The organism is Micromonospora sp. WMMC250, assembly GCF_027460215.1.
GTDB lineage: Bacteria > Actinomycetota > Actinomycetes > Mycobacteriales > Micromonosporaceae > Micromonospora > Micromonospora taraxaci.
On record NZ_JAPZBJ010000002.1, the window covers coordinates 5,681,496 to 5,699,979 of the forward strand.

The 18,484-nt window shown below is 71.7% G+C and carries 16 protein-coding genes, 1 tRNA gene and 1 pseudogene; 13 read left to right on the plus strand and 5 right to left on the minus strand.

Annotation, left to right across the window (positions count from 1 at the left end; translation table 11 throughout):
- Positions 1-13 precede the first annotated feature (13 nt).
- On the minus strand, positions 14-1,060 hold the full coding sequence (locus O3438_RS25685) for a glucose 1-dehydrogenase (protein ID WP_269682281.1): 1,047 nt from the start codon (positions 1,058-1,060) through the stop codon (positions 14-16).
- A gap of 105 nt (positions 1,061-1,165) precedes the next feature.
- On the opposite strand from O3438_RS25685, the pseudogene O3438_RS25690 reads away from it, so the two are divergent.
- Positions 1,166-1,762, plus strand: a pseudogene (locus O3438_RS25690) (NADH-quinone oxidoreductase subunit C); the annotation flags it as partial.
- Between the two features lie 266 nt (positions 1,763-2,028).
- Positions 2,029-2,991 (plus strand): complex I subunit 1/NuoH family protein, encoded by a 963-nt coding sequence (locus tag O3438_RS25695; protein WP_145778856.1) that lies wholly within the window; start codon positions 2,029-2,031, stop codon positions 2,989-2,991.
- Positions 2,992-3,137: 146 nt separating this feature from the next.
- On the opposite strand, the gene O3438_RS25700 is transcribed toward O3438_RS25695, so the two are convergent.
- Complete coding sequence (locus O3438_RS25700; protein ID WP_269682282.1) at positions 3,138-4,157, minus strand: glutathione S-transferase family protein; 1,020 nt, start codon at positions 4,155-4,157, stop codon at positions 3,138-3,140.
- A gap of 89 nt (positions 4,158-4,246) precedes the next feature.
- On the opposite strand from O3438_RS25700, the gene O3438_RS25705 reads away from it, so the two are divergent.
- On the plus strand, positions 4,247-4,672 hold the full coding sequence (locus O3438_RS25705) for an ester cyclase (RefSeq protein WP_269682283.1): 426 nt from the start codon (positions 4,247-4,249) through the stop codon (positions 4,670-4,672).
- On the opposite strand, the gene O3438_RS25710 is transcribed toward O3438_RS25705, so the two are convergent.
- Positions 4,653-5,228, minus strand: a complete 576-nt coding sequence (locus O3438_RS25710; protein WP_269682284.1) for a Uma2 family endonuclease — start codon at positions 5,226-5,228, stop codon at positions 4,653-4,655. The two genes, O3438_RS25705 and O3438_RS25710, sit on opposite strands and share 20 nt — an antisense overlap.
- Before the next feature lie 94 nt (positions 5,229-5,322).
- Here O3438_RS25710 and O3438_RS25715 point away from each other — a divergent pair, with 94 nt between their 5' ends.
- The 9 genes from O3438_RS25715 to O3438_RS25755 all read left to right on the plus strand — a co-directional run bounded on the left by O3438_RS25715 (position 5,323) and on the right by O3438_RS25755 (position 14,999).
- A complete protein-coding gene (locus tag O3438_RS25715) occupies positions 5,323-5,931 on the plus strand; it encodes a NuoI/complex I 23 kDa subunit family protein (RefSeq protein ID WP_145778859.1) in 609 nt (202 codons plus the stop codon).
- A 25-nt stretch (positions 5,932-5,956) separates the two neighbouring features.
- Complete coding sequence (locus O3438_RS25720) at positions 5,957-6,517, plus strand: NADH-quinone oxidoreductase subunit J family protein (RefSeq protein ID WP_269682285.1); 561 nt, start codon at positions 5,957-5,959, stop codon at positions 6,515-6,517.
- Positions 6,514-6,876, plus strand: a complete 363-nt coding sequence (nuoK, locus tag O3438_RS25725) for an NADH-quinone oxidoreductase subunit NuoK (RefSeq protein ID WP_269682286.1) — start codon at positions 6,514-6,516, stop codon at positions 6,874-6,876. Before O3438_RS25720 ends, nuoK begins: the two co-directional genes overlap by 4 nt.
- Entirely contained in the window at positions 6,873-8,804 is a 1,932-nt protein-coding gene (locus O3438_RS25730) for an NADH-quinone oxidoreductase subunit 5 family protein (RefSeq protein WP_269682287.1), read from the plus strand. Before nuoK ends, O3438_RS25730 begins: the two co-directional genes overlap by 4 nt.
- A 173-nt stretch (positions 8,805-8,977) precedes the next feature.
- The gene (locus O3438_RS25735) at positions 8,978-10,486 is read left to right on the plus strand and encodes a complex I subunit 4 family protein (RefSeq protein ID WP_269682288.1); all 1,509 of its coding nucleotides are present in this window, start codon (positions 8,978-8,980) and stop codon (positions 10,484-10,486) included.
- Entirely contained in the window at positions 10,483-11,970 is a 1,488-nt protein-coding gene (locus tag O3438_RS25740; RefSeq protein WP_269682289.1) for an NADH-quinone oxidoreductase subunit N, read from the plus strand. The genes O3438_RS25735 and O3438_RS25740 overlap by 4 nt, the downstream gene beginning before the upstream one ends.
- Before the next feature lie 120 nt (positions 11,971-12,090).
- Complete coding sequence (gene htpX, locus O3438_RS25745; protein ID WP_269682290.1) at positions 12,091-12,966, plus strand: zinc metalloprotease HtpX; 876 nt, start codon at positions 12,091-12,093, stop codon at positions 12,964-12,966.
- 134 nt (positions 12,967-13,100) lie between these two features.
- Positions 13,101-14,360: an MFS transporter gene (locus O3438_RS25750; RefSeq protein WP_269682291.1), complete on the plus strand. Its 1,260-nt coding sequence runs from the start codon at positions 13,101-13,103 to the stop codon at positions 14,358-14,360.
- A 111-nt stretch (positions 14,361-14,471) separates the two neighbouring features.
- The gene (locus tag O3438_RS25755) at positions 14,472-14,999 is read left to right on the plus strand and encodes a dihydrofolate reductase family protein (protein WP_269682292.1); all 528 of its coding nucleotides are present in this window, start codon (positions 14,472-14,474) and stop codon (positions 14,997-14,999) included.
- Between the two features lie 708 nt (positions 15,000-15,707).
- Here the strand turns inward: O3438_RS25755 and O3438_RS25760 are convergent.
- Positions 15,708-16,346, minus strand: coding sequence for a class I SAM-dependent methyltransferase family protein (locus O3438_RS25760; protein WP_269682293.1), 639 nt, complete (start codon positions 16,344-16,346; stop codon positions 15,708-15,710).
- 131 nt (positions 16,347-16,477) lie between these two features.
- Positions 16,478-16,972: a YajQ family cyclic di-GMP-binding protein gene (locus O3438_RS25765; protein ID WP_088987555.1), complete on the minus strand. Its 495-nt coding sequence runs from the start codon at positions 16,970-16,972 to the stop codon at positions 16,478-16,480.
- Positions 16,973-17,119: 147 nt separating this feature from the next.
- Here O3438_RS25765 and O3438_RS25770 point away from each other — a divergent pair.
- Positions 17,120-17,203: transfer RNA gene (locus O3438_RS25770), tRNA-Tyr, on the plus strand.
- Positions 17,204-18,484 lie beyond the last annotated feature (1,281 nt).

Below are 18,484 nucleotides of genomic sequence, written 5' to 3' on the forward strand. Positions count from 1 at the left end.
GGCGGGTCGTCGCTCAGGACGCGAACTCCAGCACCACCTTGATGTCGTCCGGCCCGGGGGTGTACGCGTCGGCGTACCGGTTCACGGGCACCCGACGGGTGACGAGTGATTCGAGCCAGACCTGGTCGGCGCGGGCGAGCGCCTGCGCGGCCATGCTCCAGTGCCGCCGGTTGGCGTTCACCGAGCCGAACACCACGTTGTTCTCCAGCACCAGCGCCCGGTTGAGCGCCCCGGCGTCGAAGTCGATGGTCCGGCCCCCGCTGGACACCCCGGCGAGGCAGACGATCCCGTTCGGCGCCGCCTTGCACATCACGTCGAGGACGACGGTGGGTGCACCGGTGCACTCGATCACCACGTCCGGTTCGAACGGCAGCTCGTTGACCGGCACCGTGTGGTAGGTGGCGCCGAGCCCGGCTACCAGCTCCGGCTTCGGCCCCTCGGTGTTGCGGTCCAGCACGTGCACGGTGAGCCCACGCTGGGTGCCGAGCAACGCGGCCAGCAGCCCGATCGGGCCGGCCCCGGTCACCAGGACGGTCTGCGGCTGCCACTCGGCCCGGTGCCCGATCCGCTCGATGTGGTCCCAGGCCTTCGCCACCACGCTGGTCGGCTCCAACAGCACGCCGACCTGGGCCAGCGCCGGATCGAGCTTGACCGCGTACGGGTGCTCGATCCGCCAGCGGTCACGGGCGAACCCGGGTAGCGCCTTGATGCCGTGCTCGGTGTACTGACCGTTGCGGCACATGTCCCACTCGCCGACCGCGCAGTTCGGGCAGGGGACCGGGTCGGGGTGCCGGACGATCCCGGCCACCAGGTCGCCGGGTTGCAGGGTGCCGCTCGAATCCTCGATCACCCGGCCCAGCGACTCGTGCCCGATGATCAGGCGGTCCGCGCCCGGCGGCGCCTCGCCGTAGTCCCCGGCGATGATCTCGTGGTCCGTGCCGCAGATGCCGACCGCCAGCGCCTCGACCAGGACCGAGCCGTCCTCGGCATCCGGCTCCGGATGGTCCTCGACGAGGCTGAGCGAGTTGGCCACCCCGGGCTTCACAGTCACAGCGCGCACTCCCTCATCCTTCCCCGCCGAGGGCTTCGCCGCGCCCAAAGCAGGCAGATCGCCGGGCATCGGCGGCGACCAGGTGCGGGTGCGGGCGGCACTAGGATCAGCGGCATGACTCCCGAAGAGGTCGGCGCTCGGCTGGTCGCGCTGCTCGCGCCCGTCGAGGTGACCCCGTCGGTCTCCGGCGGGCAACGGTTCGCGCGCGCCACAGTCGACGTGCCGCCGGCGAATTGGCTGGCCGCTGTCCGCGCGGCCCGCGACGACACCGACCTGGCCTGCGACTTCTTCGACTGGCTCTCCGCCGTGGACGAGCTGGCGGAGGGCTTCGACGTGGTGGCGCACCTCTGGTCGACGCGGCTGCGCCACGGTGTGCTGCTGCGTACCCGGTTGCCGCGCGGCGCGGCCACTGTCGCCTCGGTCGTCGACGTCTACCCCGGTGCCGCCTGGCACGAGCGGGAAACCCACGAGATGTTCGGCATCGACTTCGCCGGCCACGGGGAGCTGCGGCCGCTGCTGCTGCCCCCGGAGTTCGAGGGGCACCCGCTGCGCAAGGAGTTCGTGCTCGCGTCCCGGGTGGCCAAGCCCTGGCCGGGCGCAAAGGAACCGGGCGAGTCGGAGGCCGGCGGCGGGCGTCGACCGATCCGCCCCCCGGGCGTTCCCGCACCGGGCGAGTGGGGCACCACGCCCACCCCGGCCGGCGCGGGTGGTGTGGGGGAGGGCCCGCGCGGCGGCACCCCGGCCAGGCCGGCCGGCGAGCGTCCGGCGCGGCCCGCCCCGGGGGCCCGTCCGGCGCGTACTCCCCGGCCTGCCGCCGGTGACGACGGCCCTGCGCCGGCCGACCGGCCCGCACCCGGCGCAGGCCCTGCCTCGACCGACGGACCCGCGTCCGGCGGAGGCCCGGCGCCGACCGACCCGGCCGCGCCGGGGCAGGCGGCGGGCGACGACCGGCCCGACCACGACGGGGGTACGACCTGATGCCGCTCTGGGTGGAGCTGGTGCTCCGGATCGGCGGGGTGGTGGTCGCGTTCCTCACCCTGCCGCTGCTGGTGGGCCAGGCCGAGCACAAGGTGATGGCGCACATGCAGGGGCGTCTCGGCCCGATGTACGCGGGCGGCTTCCACGGCTGGGCCCAGCTGGTCGCGGACGGGGTCAAGTTCGTGCAGAAGGAGGACGTGACCCCGCGCGAGGCGGACCGCGCGGTGTTCCGGCTGGCCCCGGCGGTGGCGCTGGTGCCCTACCTGCTGGTGCTGCTGGTCATTCCGCTCGGCCCGAACGACCTGGTCGGGCAACCTCTGGACATCGGCCTGTTCTTCGTGCTGGCCGTGGTCGGCGTCGGGGTCGTGGCGGTGCTGATGTCGGCGTGGGCGTCGGCGAACAAGTACAGCCTGCTCGGTGGCCTGCGCGGAGCCGCCCAGCTGCTCGGTTACGAGCTGCCGTTGGTGCTGGCCGCCGCGTCGGTGGCGATGGCCGCGGGCACGCTCAGCCTCTCCGGCATCGTCGAGGCGTGGCAGCCGTGGTGGCTGCTCTGGCAGGCGCCCGCGATGATCATCTTTTTCGTCGCCGGGCTGGCCGAGATCCGCCGCCCGCCGTTCGACATGCCGGTGGCCGACTCGGAGCTGGTCTTCGGCTACATGACCGAGTACACCGGGCTGCGTTTCGCGTTCTTCCTGCTCGCCGAGTACGTCGGCATCGTGGTGATCGCCGCGCTGACCACCGTGCTGTTCCTCGGCGGTTGGCAGGGCCCGTTCGCCGACGACCAGCTCGGCTGGCTCTGGACGCTACTCAAGATCTTCGCCGTGTCATTCGTGATCATCTGGCTCCGGGTGTCCTACCCCCGGCTGCGCGAGGACCAGCTGCAACGGCTCTGCTGGCTGGTGCTGGTCCCCGCGTCCCTCGGGCAACTGGTCCTCACCGCCGCCGTCCGCATCGCCCTGTGACCCCGCCCCGGGATGATCGCGCTCGATCCTGGTTGTAGTGGCGTCGGTCGGCGCGGGCAGCCACTACATCAATGATCGAGCGCGATCATCGCGCATCGAGGTGGGCCTGATGGCTCGGCGTGGCGTTTCGAGGTGGGTCGGATCGCTCAGCGCAGCGGGGTGTGCGCGGGGTCGACCGGCTCGACCGGCGGCGGGGGCGGGGTGCCGTCGCCGAAGGGGCGGCCACCCAGCGCGTCCCGGCCGTGCGGAGTGAGCCAGTTGGACAGGCCGGGCCCGAGCGGCACGATCCCGGTCGGGTTGATGTCGCGGTGCACCTCGTAGTAGTGCCGCTTGATGTGGTCGAAGTCGATGGTGTCGCCGAAACCGGGGGTCTGGAACAGGTCCCGGGCGTACGCCCACAGCACCGGCATCTCACTCAACTTCTGCCGGTTGCACTTGAAGTGACCGTGGTAGACCGGGTCGAAGCGGACCAGCGTGGTGAACAGCCGCACGTCCGCCTCGGTGATGGTGTCGCCGACCAGGTAACGCTGGTCGGTCAACCGCTCGGTGAGCCAGTCCAGCCGGTCGAAGAGCCGGTGGTACGCCTTGTCGTACGCCTCCTGGCTGCCCGCGAAACCACACCTGTAGACGCCGTTGTTGACGTCCCGGAACACGACGTCGTTGACCTCGTCGATCTGGGCGCGGAGGTGATCGGGGTAGAGCTGGGGCGCGCCGTCGCGGTGGTACGCGACCCACTGCGTCGACAGGTCGAGGCTCATCTGCGCGTAGTCGTTGGTCACCACCTGCCCGGTCGGCACGTCCACGATCGCCGGCACGGTGATGCCGCGCTCGTAGCCGGGGAAGCGCTTGAAGTACGCCTCCTGGATGCGCTCGATGCCGAGCACCGGGTCCCGACCGTCCGGGTCGAGGTCGAACGTCCAACTCCGCGCATCGTGGGTGGGGCCGGCCACCCCCATCGACAGGGCGTCCTCCAGGCCGAGCAGCCGTCGCACGATGATCAGGCGGTTGGCCCACGGGCAGGCCCGACTGACCACCAGCCGGTACCGGCCGGGTTCCACCGGGTACCCGTCGCGTCCGTCCTTGGTGATCCGGGTGGCGATGTACCGCTGGTCGCGGGTGAACTCGCCACCCGGCTCGACGTACTTGCCGCCTGTTTCCTCGCCCACGTCAGCCTCCCGGTCGTGTTGCTGCCCTGCACCCCATCCTTGCCGATCTCCGACCGATCGACGCGGTGAGCCCGGATACCCTCGCCGGCATGACGGATGTGGAGGCGGCGGCCCGGCGGTTCATCGCCGACGTGTGGAACGCGCGTCGGGAGGAGTCGGCGTACGAGTTGGTGGCCGAGGAATGCCCGGGGCTGGGCGGCACCGGGCCGGAGGCGACGTTGGCCTGGCACCGCGAGCGCCGGGCGGCCTTCCCCGACCTGCGCTACAAGATCGTGGACGTGGTGGCGGCCGGCGAGCGGGTGGCGGTGCACTGGCGGGCGGCCGGCACACACGTCGGGCAGTTCGGGCCGGTGCCGCCGACCGGTCAGGTGGTCAGCTATTCCGGTGCGACGTTCCTGCGCTTCGACGGGGCCGGCCGGATCGTCGAGGTGTGGAGCTGCACCGAGTTGTTCCAGTTGCTGCAACAACTCGGCGTCGAGATGCTCCCACCGGCCGTCAGCGGGCCCGGGGCGTGATCCGGCTGATCGGCAGGTTGATCGGGAACGGCTCACCGGTGTCCACGAACTTCGTCCACCGCCCGGTCTCGGTGTAGACCTCGTTCACCGCGTCGATCCGGTAGGTGACGACCTCCAGGTCGCCACCCTCGGTCTCGATCCGCCAGTAGTACGGGATGCCGGCCTGGGCGTACAGCGCGGGCTTCAACACCCGGTCGATGGAGCGGGTGTTGGGCGAGACGATCTCGATGGCCACGACGACCTCGTGCGGCTCGTACTTCGACGGTTCGCGAGCCGCCGCGGCGGCCGTGGTGATCAGCACGTCGGGGATGAAGGAGCGCGTGCGGTTGATCCGTACCTCGACCGCCTGGGTCACGTCGTAGCCGTCGGGGCAGTCCTCGTCGAGCGCGGCACCCAGGCGGCCGGCGATGCTCTGGTGGGTACGGGTGGGAGAGGGGGACATCAGCAGCACCCCATCGAGCAGTTCCCGGCGGCGGCCATCCTCGGGCAGCGCCTCCAGATCGTCAGTCGTCCATCCGCCTGCGGGCGGGTAGTCGCTCTGCAGCGCGGCGGTCATGGCAGGTCCTTCCAGGCGTGTCGTTCTCCCCACGACCACCGTAGGGCCGTCGACCTGTGGGTGGTGGTCGCGCGCGCCGGGGCCACAGGGCAGGATGGTCGACATGAGCGACCCCAGCGAGCACGGTGGCGCCAGCGAACGCGGGGGCCTGCCCGGCGCGGGCCTGGTGAAGGGGTTGGCGGTCACCCTCAAGACGATGACCAGCCGGTCGACCACCCAGCAGTACCCGGACGTCGCCCCCGACCTGCCGCCCCGCTCGCGGGGTGTGATCGCGCTGTCGGAGGAGAACTGCACGGTCTGCATGCTCTGCGCGCGCGAGTGTCCGGACTGGTGCATCTACATCGACTCCCACAAGGAGGAGGTGGCGGTGCCCGGCGCCGCCCGCCCCCGGCAGCGCAACGTGCTGGACAAGTTCGACATCGACTTCTCGCTCTGCATGTACTGCGGCATCTGCATCGAGGTCTGCCCGTTCGACGCGCTCTACTGGTCGCCGGAGTTCGAGTACGCCGAGTACGACATCAAGGACCTGCTGCACGACAAGGACCACCTCGGTCAGTGGATGGCCACGGTGCCGCCACCGCCCGCGCACGACCCCAACGGCGAGCCGGCCAAGGAGGAGACGGCCGCCGCGCGCAAGGCCGCCGCCGCCCGTCCGGCTTCTCCATCGGTACGCCCCGAAGCCGACCAGGACCCCGCGTCGTGACCGCCCGAGCCGGGGAGGTGTTCCGGTGACCGGGGCGGATGTGCTGCTGCTCGCCCTCGGCGCGGTGGCGGTCGGTGCCGGTGTGCTGGTGGTGACCACGAAACACCTGGTCCGTGCCGGCCTCTACCTGGTGGTGTGCCTGGGCGCGTTGGCCGGTGACTTCCTGGTGCTCAGCGCCGAGTTGGTGGCCTGGGTGCAGGTGCTGATCTACGTGGGCGCGGTGGTGGTCCTGCTGTTGTTCGCGGTGATGCTGACCCGGGCGCCGATCGGTGCCTCCGACGACCTGGACCGGCCGGGCTGGCCGGCCGCCCTGATCGGCGGCGGCGCGGGGCTGGGGTTGACGGCGCTGCTCGTCGACGCGTACCGCTGGAGCACCGTCGCGTTGCCCGACACGGGCACCGCCGAGCGGCTGGGGGAGCAGATCTTCCAGTCCTGGGTGTTGCCGTTCGAGGTGCTCTCCGTGCTGCTGTTGTCCGCCCTGGTGGGCGCGATCGTGCTGTCCCGACCGGACATCGGCCGTCCGCCCAGCCGCGCGACGGCGGCACCCAGCGAGCTGGCCGACGCGGAGCCCGGGGGGCGCCGGTGAGGCCGGTCATCCCGTACGTCACCGCCGCGCTGCTGTTCGGGCTGGGCGTCTACGGCGTACTTCGCCGACGCAACGCGGTGCTGGTGCTGATGTCGGTCGAGTTGATGCTCAACGCGGTCAACCTGATCCTGGTCACCGCGGACAGCACCGCCCGCGCCGTGCTCCCGCACTCGGGGCAGGTCTTCGCGCTGTTCGTGATCGTCCTCGCCGCCGCCGAGATCGGGGTGGGGCTGGCGATCGTCCTCCAGCTCTACCGGCTGCGGGCGACCGTTGCTGTCGACGACGTGCCGCTGACCGAGCCGGCGCGGACCGCCGACGGGCGCGAGACGGCCGTCCTGGACACGGAGGCGAGCCGGTGACCGGGCTGATCGGGGCGTTGCTGCCCGCCGTCCCGCTCACCGCCGGCCTGGCCGGCCTGCTGCTGCCCGCGGCCCCGCGTCGCGACGACACGACCGGCGGCGGCCGGGCCCGGCAGGCTGCCGTCGCGTTCGGCGTGACCGGTGCGGCCGGCGCGTTGGCGTTGGCCGTCGCGCTGCTGCTGACCGTCGACGGGCCGACGGAGACCTCGACCACCTGGGTCGACCTCGGCGGGCTGACGGTGACCCTCGGCGTACGGCTCGACGGCGCCGCCGCGCTGGTCGCGGTGGCGGTCACGGCTGTCGCCCTGGCCGTGCAGGTCTACTCGATCGGGTACCTGCGGCGTGGTCCGCACGACGACATCGACGTCGACCACCGCTATCCCCCGTACGCCGCCCAGATCAGCCTCTTCACGGGCGCCATGCTGCTGGTGGTGGTCGCCGGGGACCTGATCATGCTGCTGGTCGGTTGGGAGGTGATGGGCCTCTGCTCGTACCTGCTGATCGCCCATGACCGCCGACTGGCCGGCGCGCCCGCCGCCGCGATGAAGGCGTTCCTGGTGACCCGGGTCGGTGACGTCGGGTTCCTGCTCGGCATCGCGTTGCTGGGCGTGTCGACGGGCAGCTTCCGGATCGCCGACGTGCTCGCCCACGACCACTCCGGCGCGACGTTGACCGCGGCCGGTCTGCTGCTGCTCGCCGGGGTCGCCGGTAAGAGCGCGCAGTTCCCCCTGCACACCTGGCTGCCGGACGCGATGGCCGGCCCGACGCCGATCTCCGCGCTGATCCACGCCGCGACGATGGTCGCCGCCGGGGTGTACGCGGTGGCCCGCCTCTACCCGCTGTTCACCGCCGCTCCGGTGACGCTGACGGTGCTCGGGGTGGTCGGCGCGATCACGGTGCTGCTCGGCGCGCTCGCCGCGACCGCGCAGGACGACATCAAACGCGTACTGGCCTGGTCGACGGTGTCCCAGCTCGGTTACATGACCGGTGCGCTGGCCGTCGGCTCCCCGTCGGCGGCGCTGTTCCACCTGCTGACCCACGCCGCGTTCAAGGCACTGTTGTTCCTCGCCGCGGGCGCGGTCATCCACGCGGTCGGCACCACACTGATGTCGGAGATGGGCGGGCTGCGCCGGAGCATGCCGGTGACGTTCTGGTGCACGGTGGTGGGCCTGGGTGCGCTGGCCGGGGTGCCGCCGCTCGCCGGCTTCTGGAGCAAGGACGGCGTGTTGACGGTGGCCGAGTCGGCAGCCCTGGAGGGCACCGGCCCGGCGCCGTCCTGGGTGGGTTGGCTGGTGTGGCTGGCCGGGTTGCTCGGCGTGGCGATCACCGCCTGGTACGCCGGTCGCCTGCTGCTGCGCGCCTTCTTCGGCGCACCCCGCCTGCCGCTGGTCCAACCGCACGACCCACCGGCCGTGCTGCGCTGGCCGGTGCTGCTGCTGGCCGTACCCGCCGCTCTGCTCGGTCTGGCCGGCTTCGTCGGTGCGTTCGCCGACCGCCTGCGCTTCCCCACGGTGCCGGTGGCCGGTTCCGAGGACGGCCTGGTCCACCTCGGCCCAGGGCTGTTGCTGCCGCTCGTGTTGCTGCTGGTCGGCGCCGGGCTGGTGACGTTGCGCTGGCGGCGGGATCCGACCGCCGATCCGGCGACCACGCTGGGTCCGCTGCGGCCGGTCTTCGCCAGCGCGTTCCGGCTCGACGACGTCCAGCACGCACTTGTCGTACGCCCCGTCCGGGCGCTGGCCCGCGCCACGCGTACGGCCGACGAGGTGGTGGTGGACGGCGCTGTCGAGGGCAGCGGTCGGGCCGCGTCCGCGCTGGGCGCGGGGCTGGCCGCGCTGCACCGGGCGGCGCTGCCCCGGGCCGCCGCCGGCGTCCTGGCCGGCGCGCTGCTGATCGGCCTGGCCGCGGCCCTGATCGGGGTGGTCCGGTGAGCGCGAGGAGTGAGCCGGTTTTGCGAGCCCCGCAGTCGCGAACAGAGGTGGTTCGGTGAGCGCGAGGAGTGAGCCGGGTTTGCGAGCCCCGCAGTCGCGAACAGAGGTGGTTCGGTGAGCGCGAGGAGTGAGCCGGGTTTGCGAGCCCCGCAGTCGCGAACAGAGGTGGTCCGGTGACGCTCGGGCAGGTGTTGCTCGTCGCTGTCCTGGCGGTGCCGGCGCTCGGCGCGGTCGCGGTGGTGGCGACGCCCCGGGATCGGGCGGCCCGGCTGGTCGGCACCGTCGCTGCGGCGTTGACCCTGCTGGCCGCGGTGCCGCTGGTGTTCGGCCGTCCGGACGGTTACATCTGGTCGGCCGACGCCCCGGCGGTGCGCCCGTGGCACGAACTGGACCGGTCCTGGGTGCCGGGTCTGGAGTTGCGCTTCCATCTCGGCGTCGACGGCATCTCGTGGCCGCTGGTGGTGTTGACCGCGCTGCTCACGTTGCTGTGCTGCGCGTACACGATGTGGCGGGTGCCCGACGGCGGCAGCGGCCGGGCGCTGGTCGCGTTGCTGCTGGTGGTCGAGGTGGGCATCCTGGGCACGTTCCTCGCCCTGGACCTGGTGCTGTTCTTCCTCTTCTTCGAAGTCGTCCTCCTCCCGATGTACGCGATCATCGCCGGCTGGGGTGGGGCGGAGCGCCGCCGGGCGGCCCGGAAGTTCGCCCTCTACACGCTGTTCGGCTCGGTGCTGCTGCTGGTCGGCGTGTACGTCGTGGTCGCCGCCGCCGGCACCGCCGACGTGGTGGCGTTGACGGGTGGCGCGGGGATGTCCCGGGGCACCCAGTTGGCCGCGTTCACGCTGCTCGCGGTGGCGTTCGCGGTGAAGAGCCCGCTGTGGCCGTTGCACTCCTGGCTGCCCGACGCGCACACGCAGGCACCCACGGTGGGCAGTGTCGTGCTGGCCGGGGTGCTGCTGAAGATGGGCACGTACGGTCTGATCCGGGTGGCGGTGGGGGTGGCGCCGGAGGGTGCCCGCTGGGCGGCGCCGGTGCTCGGCGTGCTGGCCGTCGCCGCGATCCTGGTCGGCTCGCTGGTCTGCCTGGCCCAGGTCGACGTGAAGCGGTTGATCGCGTACTCCAGCGTGGGGCACATGGGCTTCGTGCTGCTGGGGGTCGCCACGCTGACCACCACCGGCATCCAGGCGGCGCTGATCGGCAACGTCGCACACGGCGTGATCACCGGTCTGCTGTTCTTCCTGGCCGGTGCGGTGAAGGACCGTACCGGCACTGGTGCTCTCGCCGAGTTGTCCGGGCTGCGGGAGACCGCGCCCCGGTTGGCCGGTCTGCTCGCGTTCGCGGCCATCGCGTCGCTCGGCCTGCCCGGGCTGGCCGGCTTCTGGGGCGAGGCCTTCGCGGTGATCGCTGCCGTGCAGGTGGGCGGGCCGCTCTGGACCACCCTCGGGGTGCTGGCGGCGGTCGGCGGGGCGCTCACCGCCGCGTACTTCCTGCGGTTGCTGCGTCAGGTCACCCACCACCGTCCGAGCCCCGCCGTCGGGCAGGTCGGTCCCGGCCTGGCCGGCGCGGAGTTGACCGCCTGGGTTCCGCTGGTGCTGCTCGCGTTGGCCATCGGGCTGGCCCCGGCGCTGGTCCTCGGCGTCGCCGAGGCCCCCGTCGACGCCCTGATCGGGGTGGTCCTCCCATGACTGGTGTGCAGAGCGTGGACAGCGTCGCGCTGCTCCCGGCCTACCTGGCCGCCGGCACCGCCGTGCTCGTGCTCCTCACCGACCTGATCCTGGCCCGGCCACGGGCCACGATCGTGGCGGCCGCGGTGGGCGCGCTCGGCACCGCCGTCGGCTCGGCGGTGGTCGGCGTCGGCGGTGAGCGGCGGACCTTCTGTGTCGGCGCCGACTGCTCCTGGGTCTTCGGCGGTCGCGCCGCCCTGATCGGCGTGGTGGTCGCGCTGCTCACCGTGGGGGTGCTCGGGCTGTCGGTGCCCGCGCTACGGGCCGGGCGGTCACCGGTGGGGGAATACTGCTTCCTGCTGGCCTGCTCGATGACCGGCGGCGTGGTGCTCGGCGCGGCCGGCGACCTGATCACACTGATCGTCGCCCTGGAGACGCTGACCCTGCCGCTGTACGTGCTGGTGGGCCTGCGTCGGGGCAGTCTCGCCAGCGCCGAGGCGGCGGTGACGTTCTTCGTGGTCAGCGTGGTCGCCACCACCCTGACCCTGCTCGGCGCCGCCCTGCTGTACGCGGTGACCGGTGGGCTGCACCTGGACCGGCTGGGCGTGCTGCTCGCCGAGCGGCCGGAGCTTCGGGACCTGCCACTGACCACCGCCGCGGTGGCGGTACTGCTCGTCGGGTTGGCCTTCAAGGTGGCGGCGGTGCCGTTCCACGCGTGGGCGCCGGCCACCTACGACGGCGCGCCGCTGCCGGTGGCCGCGTACCTGTCCACCGCGTCGAAACTGGGTGGCCTGGTCGCCCTGCTCGCCGTGGTGCAGCGCGCCCTACCGGCGGACCAGACCGGCCCGGTGCTCGCCGTCCTCGCGGTGCTCACGATGACCGTCGGCAACCTGGTCGCGCTGCGCCAGCGGCGTACCGTCCGACTGCTCGCGTGGTCGTCCGTCGCACAGGCCGGCTACATCCTCGCCCCGCTGGGGGCGTTGGCGCTGGCCGCCGGCCGCACCGACGACGCCCGGTCCGCCGCGTACGCCGCCGCTGTGGCGTACGCCGTCTTCTTCGTGGTGTTGGAGCTGGCCGCGTTCGCCGGGGTGACCGCGCTGCGCCCGACCGGTGCCGACGGCGGCACGCTGGACGATCTGCGCGGGGCGGCCCGCCGGCACCCGTGGCGGGCGGCGGCGCTCGGTCTCGCACTGGTGGGCCTGGCCGGCCTGCCACCGGGGCTCGCCGGCCTGTTCGCGAAGGTGACTGTGGTCCGGGCGCTGTTGGACGGCGGTGCGGCCTGGCTGGCGCTCGTGGTGGCCCTGAACGCCGTGATCGGGCTCGCCTACTACCTGCGGGTGACCGCCGCCCTCTGGGCGCCCACGTCTCCCGCCACCTCGGGTGGTGGGGGCGTTGCGGCCGTACCCCAGGTGGGTGTGGTGGCCGTGGTGCTGGCGGTGGCGACGGTGGCCGCCGTGGTCCTCGGCGTCGCCCCGCAGTTGGTGCTCGACCTCGCCGGCCGCTGACCCGACCTGACCTGCGGCGCAGTCTCAGTCAACTCTCAGCGTTGTAACGGATGGTTGGCGGGTACCGGGTTGTTGCACCGGTCAGCGGATCCCGGCGATCCGTGCACCGAAGGAGAGATCGTGCACCACAACCGTCTGAAGACCGCAGCGCTGCTTGGCCTGCTCAGCGCCCTGATCCTGGCGGTGGGCTACTGGTTCGGTGGCAGTGGTGGCCTGGTCATCGCTGTCGTCGTGTCGCTGGTCATGAACGGCGTTTCCTACTTCTACTCCGACAAGATCGCACTGCGCTCGATGGGGGCGCAACCGGTCACCGAGGCACAGTTCCCCGAGCTGTACCGGATGGTGCGTGAGTTGGCGGCCGACGCCCGGCAGCCGATGCCCCGGCTCTACGTGAGCCCCACGGCACAGCCCAACGCGTTCGCCACGGGCCGTAACCCGCAGCACGCGGCCGTCTGCGTGACCCAGGGCATCACCGAGATCCTCGACTACCGCGAGCTGCGCGGTGTGATCGGGCACGAGCTGTCCCACGTCTACAACCGGGACATCCTGATCTCCAGCGTGGCTGCGGGTCTGGCCAGCATCATCACCCTGCTGGCGAACCTCGCCTTCTTCATCCCGATCGGCGGTGGGGACGACGAGGACCGGCCGAACCCGGCCGTCCTGCTGCTGACCCTGATCCTGGGCCCGATCGCGGCGACCGTGATCCAGTTGGCGATCAGCCGGAGCCGCGAGTTCCAGGCGGACGCCTCGGGCGCAGAGCTGAGCCGCGACCCGCTGGCGCTGGCCAGCGCGCTCCGCAAGATCGACGCGGTGGCCCGGCGTCGGCCGCTGCCGGCCGAGGGCCAGCTCACCAGCACCGCGCACCTCATGATCGCCAACCCGTTCCGGGGCGGTGGCGTGGCGGCGCTGTTCGCCACGCACCCGAAGATGGAGGACCGGGTCGCCCGGCTGGAGCAGATGGCCCGCAACTCCGGGCCGGTTCAGTTCCAGCGCTGACCCACTGATCGACGCATCCGCCCGTACCCGGCCGCCCGGGTACGGGCGGAGTGCTGCTTATCCGGTTTCTGCCGGCTGGGCGGCGGCGTTAGGGTCATAGACGGCCCACACTCATTACATCCCGGAGGTCCACCGTGGTCGCGCTGCGTCAGTACCTGGGAGTCTGGCGAATCCCCGGCGCGCCGATGCTGCTGATCACCGGCATCATCGGGCGGCTCGGGATCGGCATGACCCCGCTGGCGCTGCTCCTGGTGGTCGAGCAGGTGACCGGCCGATACTCGTTGGCCGCCGTGGCCGGCGGGATCTACGCCGTGGCCGGTGCCGCGCTCAGCCCGGTGGCCGGGCGGATCGCCGACCGGGTCGGCCCCAGCCCCGTCCTGCTGGTCACCGCCGTGGCCCACCCCCTGGCGCTCACCGGGCTGCTGCTCGCCAGCCGCTCGGGCGACGACGCCCTGGCCGTCATCTACCTCGCCAGCGGCGTCGCCGGTGCCACGTACCCGCCGCTCACCGCCGCCATCCGAGGCGCCTGGAACGACCTGACCGGCCCCAACTCCGGCAGGTACGCCCTGCGCAACACCGCACTGGCCGCCGAGACCACGCTCTTCGAGATCGTCTTCGTGCTCGGCCCGCTGCTCGTCGCCGGCTTCGTCCTCGTCGCCGACGCGGCAGCCGCCCTGATCGGCGCGGCAGTGGTCACCCTGGCCGGCACCACCGCCGTGGCCCTCGGCCAGGTCATGCGCGGCTGGCAGCCGCACCCCAAGGAACACCACGCCCGGGGCCTCGGGCCGCTGCGGGTCGCCGGCTTCCCGGCCCTGCTGGTCTGCGTGGCCGGGCTGGGCATCGCGTTCGGCGCCGCCGGGGTGATCGTCCCGGCGTACGCGAGCGGCCACACCACCGACGACCCGGAGAGCCTGGCCGGCCTTCTCCTCGCGGTCTGGGGGCTCGGCAGCGCCGCCGGCGGCGTCTGGTTCGGCGTCCGCAAGCCGGCACCGAACATGACCCGCCAGTTCGCCCTGCTCCTCGCCGCCCTCGCCGGCACCTTCGCGGTGTTCTCGGTGATGCCCACCCCACTGGCCCTGGGTGTCGCGCTGGTCGTCGGCGGAGCCACCATCGCGCCCGCGCTGACCCTGGAGAACACCCTGGTCGGCCGGATCGCCCCCGCCGGCATGCTGAACGAGGCGTACACCTGGGTTGTCACAGTGGCGGTCGCGGCGAGCGCGGCCGGCGGCTCGGTCGCCGGCCTGATCGTCGACCACGCCGGAGGCGTCCGCTGGGCGTTCCTGTTCGCCGGAGCGGCGGTCGCCGTCGCGGCCGGGGTCGCCGCGCTCCCCGCCGGGCCCATCGCCCGTGCGGAAACCACAGCGGTACGCGCCGAACAGCCCGTCCCCGCCTGACCGCCCGGGCTTCCGCCCGCTTGATCCACTCGGCTTCCTCGATGTCGGGCTGTCCCAGGGCGGGATAGCCCGACATCAACGAACCGGTGCGGTGCGCCGTACGCTGGGTTGATGGCCAAGGTTCTGTACTCGGCGACCGCGTCCCTCGACGGCTACATCGCCGGCCCGGGCGGTGACATGTCCTGGCTGACGGACCACCTCGGGGGCGCGAACCCGACGGCGGAACGCCTCCTGCACAGTGTCGGCGCGATCCTGGCCGGCAACGGCACCTTCGGCGGCGACGACCCGAACCGCGGCACCGACAGCGAAGGGGCGTTCGGCGGCCAGTACCACGGGCCGGTGTTCGTCCTCACCCACCGACCCCCGGCCGAGCCACCCGCGGACGTCACGTTCGTCGGTGACCTGCACACCGCCGTCGCCCAGGCCAAGGAGGCAGCCGGGGACAAGTACGTCAACGTCCTCGGCGCGAACGTGGCCAAGCAGTGCATCGAAGCCGGGCTGCTCGACGAGGTCCTCATGTTCTTCGCCCCGGTGCTGCTCGGCGACGGGGTGCGCATGTTCGACCACCCGGGCGGCACCAAGGTGCGGTTAGTGCGCCTAACCGGCGAGACCGAACACTGGTACCGCGTCACCTACTGACCCCGCTCGCCTTAGGCCCACGCCCCACGCCCCACGCTCCGTGCGCCACGCCCCACGCTCCGTGCGCCACGCCCCACGCTCCGTGCCTCGCGCCTCGCGCTTCGTGCCCCGCGTTCCGCGTTCCGCGCCCACGATCCGCGCAACGTCCCGGAGGTTGCTGCCTCGGGCGTGCGGGAGACACCAACATCCCTGATGGTGCGCGGATCTTGGCGACGAGCATGTGCGCGGGCGGCCGCATCGGCGTCCCACGCGCACTGCCGGTGCAGTATTAGGGCGTGCGGCGGGATCTGGGTGACGGTTGGTCGATCGATCTCTATGGTGACTGGACGACTGAGCACGCAAAGGACGGCGGCGCAACCTGGTGTGCGCCCGGCCGCACGATCCTGGTCGTGCCCGGCGCGCCGTGGCGGTGTGCCGATGCTGTCGACATCATCGCCTCGCTCGATGCCCAGCTACCGCCAGACCCCACGGTCAAGCTGGGCGAGGGGGCCGAGGCGGAATCGGTCATCGTGCCGCCTGGGTCTACCACCACGGCGGCGATGTCGGCTCCACCCTTCACGGCTACACCTTCACCGATGAGACGTACCTGGAGACGGTCTTCACCGACACGCACTCGGGTGACCTCGGTTGGGCCTACGACGCTTGGCGGTCGGTCACCCGAACCGCCACATAGTCGGTCGGCGGATCTCGGGCAGCAACCTGCTGGCGTCAACGCAGGAACGTGAAGAGGGTCCCCGTAGGTTCCAGCGGTCGCGGAGCGCCGTCGAAACGGTGAACGCCGACAGAGAATCGAACACCGTCCGGAGCGTGGAAAGCCTGCTCCACGAAGCCGGCATTCCGAAACCACCCCCGTACCGCCGGGGTCAGGTCCGGGTCGCGCCGCGTCCTGGTCCAGATCACGGTGGCGCCCTCGGCGCAGACCTGGGGTAGGGCGGCAACGGTTCGCTCTACGTCGGCGTTCGAGATGTTGCCGAAAACCCCGACCATGAGCAGCAGGTCAGCCGGGGCCGCCCCCACGTACGACGACAGTCGGCCCGCGTCTGCCTGCCTGATCGCGATGGTGGAGAGGCCGGCCTGCGCGGCGGCGGCCTGAGCGGCAGCCACATTGCCCGCGTCGTACTCAAGAAGGGTCGCGTGCACGCGTTGAGCGTCAAACCTCGAGGCGAGGACGCCGATGAGGTCACGGCCCTGCCCCGCGCACACACTCACCGCGGTCAGCCGCTCGTCGGAACGCTGCTCAAGCCACGACACGATGTGCTGCTGCACCAGGCGCAGTCGACGCGACAGCGGGGACGCTTCATCGGCATAGGGCTCATGCCACGCCTGCCAGTGTGTCTGGGCGGTCATCCGGGCAACGTTGCCAGGCCGAAGCCCACACCGAGGCCGCGCCGGGCCGTCGGAGGTCGATCGGCCGACCAGCGACGACCGGGAGCGACGGTGTGCCCAGGCAGCGCCCTACCGGGCTGGTCGTCCCCGCCCTACCTGTAGTTGTTGAACTGGAGGGCGACGCCGAAGTCCTCGCCCTTGAGCAGTGCGATGACCGCCTGGAGGTCGTCCCGCTTCTTGCCGGTGACTCGCAGCTGGTCGCCCTGGATCTGGGCCTGCACACCCTTGGGGCCCTCGTCGCGGATCTTCTTGCTGATCGCCTTGGCCTTGTCCGTCTCGATGCCCTGGATGACCTTGCAGTCGATCTTGAAAATCTTGCCGGACGGCCGCGGCTCGCCGGCGTCCAGCGACTTCAGCGAAATGTTCCGCTTGACCAACTTTTCCTTGAACACGTCCAACGCGGCACGGACACGCTCCTCGGTCTCCGCCTGAAGACCGATCGCCTCCTCGCCGGACCAGGAGATCTCGGCGCCGGTGCCACGGAAGTCGAACCGCGTCGCAAGCTCCTTCTCCGCCTGCCGAAGGGCGTTGTCGACCTCCTGGCGGTCAACCTTGCTCACGATGTCGAACGACGGGTTCGCTGCCATGTTTCTGCTCCTGCTGTCCGGCGGTCTGGGCCTGCCGTCGGCCGCCGACCAGCGGCACGACCCCCTGACCGTACCCGGTTGCATGGCTGCCGGGTGGAGCCGCTATCCTTGCTTCCGCCGCCGCGTTACGACGCGGTGGGGTGCCCTGGCGGGTTGCCCGAGCGGCCAATGGGAGCGGACTGTAAATCCGTCGCGAAAGCTTCAGAGGTTCGAATCCTCTACCCGCCACCAGGTGCAGACACGGCCCCTGACCAGCAGGAATGCTGATCGGGGGCCGTCGTCGTTCGTCCTGCGGAGTCCAGCCGTTGACGACGGGTCGTGGGCAGATGGCGGGCGGGTCGATCTTGCTCCTGTCGGTCGACGTCAAGGGCTCGTCCGCTTCGGGGCTTGATCCCGCCGCGCACGAGGCCGGGCCGGGGCGGTACCTATCGGGGCCCTGGTTACCACCTACCGACGCCGAGAGCGTCACACACGTTCACGTGGCAACCGGACGCTCGGATTCGCCCAGGCCTTGGACCGGCTGATCTTGGCCGATGATCGGGGAGAGTTGCTGATCGGTGAGGTTGGCGGCGTCGGAACGGTCTGGTTCTATCAGCTCTTCCTCGCACCTGACGGCTCCCGCGTCGTCGCCTGCTTCGCGGTGGGTCAGGACGAGGGAGTCGCCCGCCCGTAGCCGGCGGATCGACTGCCCCCAACTCAGCGCACGGGCGGAAGCCATCGGGCGGTCTGCCACCAACGCGCCGCGCCGCGCAGCGGTGCTCTTGACCTGCTTCTACAGAAGGCAGGCCGGCAAGGATTCACGGCTGACCAGGTTGGCCCGCGGCCGGTAGCCCGGCTCCGAAAAACCCACCATGGGGTACGCACCCAGCCGCCCGTACCCCGAAATGACGTGACCGCCGAGACCCGGCGCTCGATCGTTGAGGCGCTGAACTCCATCACGGTGAGCCCGATCCGGTCGGCCAAACGGGGCGGACCGACGGCCCTGTTCCGGTGGGGTGGGTGATCGGAGAACGCTCCGCCCAGTCGTCGTCCGCTGCGAAACTGGCCGCGTGCCAGCGCCGCCCGCGCTCGGCGCGCCGGCTGACTCCACCGGTAGGTGGCGAAGATGTCCGACGACAACCAAGCCGTCCGTTCCGGCTCGACGGGCCGGAGGCGAGCTCTCGCCGCCGGATCGTGGCCACGTGTTGGCCCAGCCGCCAGTGGCGGTCACTTTGCGGCCTGGGAGGAGCCGGAGCTCTTCTCCGCCGAGGTGCGGGCGGCATTCCGGCCGCTGCGATAACCCGGACTTCGCCCCACTTGCCGAGGGGCTTCGATGGTGCCGTTTAAAAGCGTCAGGCATTTCGATGAATTCGTCTTACGAATCGTGGCGATTGGGGCCGCACGCCCACCACAATCGCAAGAAGGTCCCCCTGAGCAGCGGCATTCTTACTCAGCGTCGCACCACCCGAGAGCCAGGCGCGGGCCTTCGTGGCGACTTTCCGCCGGATGCCGGCCGTTCGCCGGAACAGAAGC

Bases quoted from the DNA above. Each gene is read 5' to 3' on its own strand.
- O3438_RS25765 (WP_088987555.1), bottom strand. From the start codon at position 16,972: ATGGCAGCGAACCCGTCGTTCGACATCGTGAGCAAGGTTGACCGCCAG.
- O3438_RS25760 (WP_269682293.1), bottom strand. From the start codon at position 16,346: ATGACCGCCCAGACACACTGGCAGGCGTGGCATGAGCCCTATGCCGAT.
- O3438_RS25715 (WP_145778859.1), top strand. From the start codon at position 5,323: ATGGTCGACATGAGCGACCCCAGCGAGCACGGTGGCGCCAGCGAACGC.
- O3438_RS25695 (WP_145778856.1), top strand. From the start codon at position 2,029: ATGCCGCTCTGGGTGGAGCTGGTGCTCCGGATCGGCGGGGTGGTGGTC.
- O3438_RS25740 (WP_269682289.1), top strand. From the start codon at position 10,483: ATGACTGGTGTGCAGAGCGTGGACAGCGTCGCGCTGCTCCCGGCCTAC.
- O3438_RS25705 (WP_269682283.1), top strand. From the start codon at position 4,247: ATGACGGATGTGGAGGCGGCGGCCCGGCGGTTCATCGCCGACGTGTGG.
- O3438_RS25755 (WP_269682292.1), top strand. From the start codon at position 14,472: ATGGCCAAGGTTCTGTACTCGGCGACCGCGTCCCTCGACGGCTACATC.
- O3438_RS25710 (WP_269682284.1), bottom strand. From the start codon at position 5,228: ATGACCGCCGCGCTGCAGAGCGACTACCCGCCCGCAGGCGGATGGACG.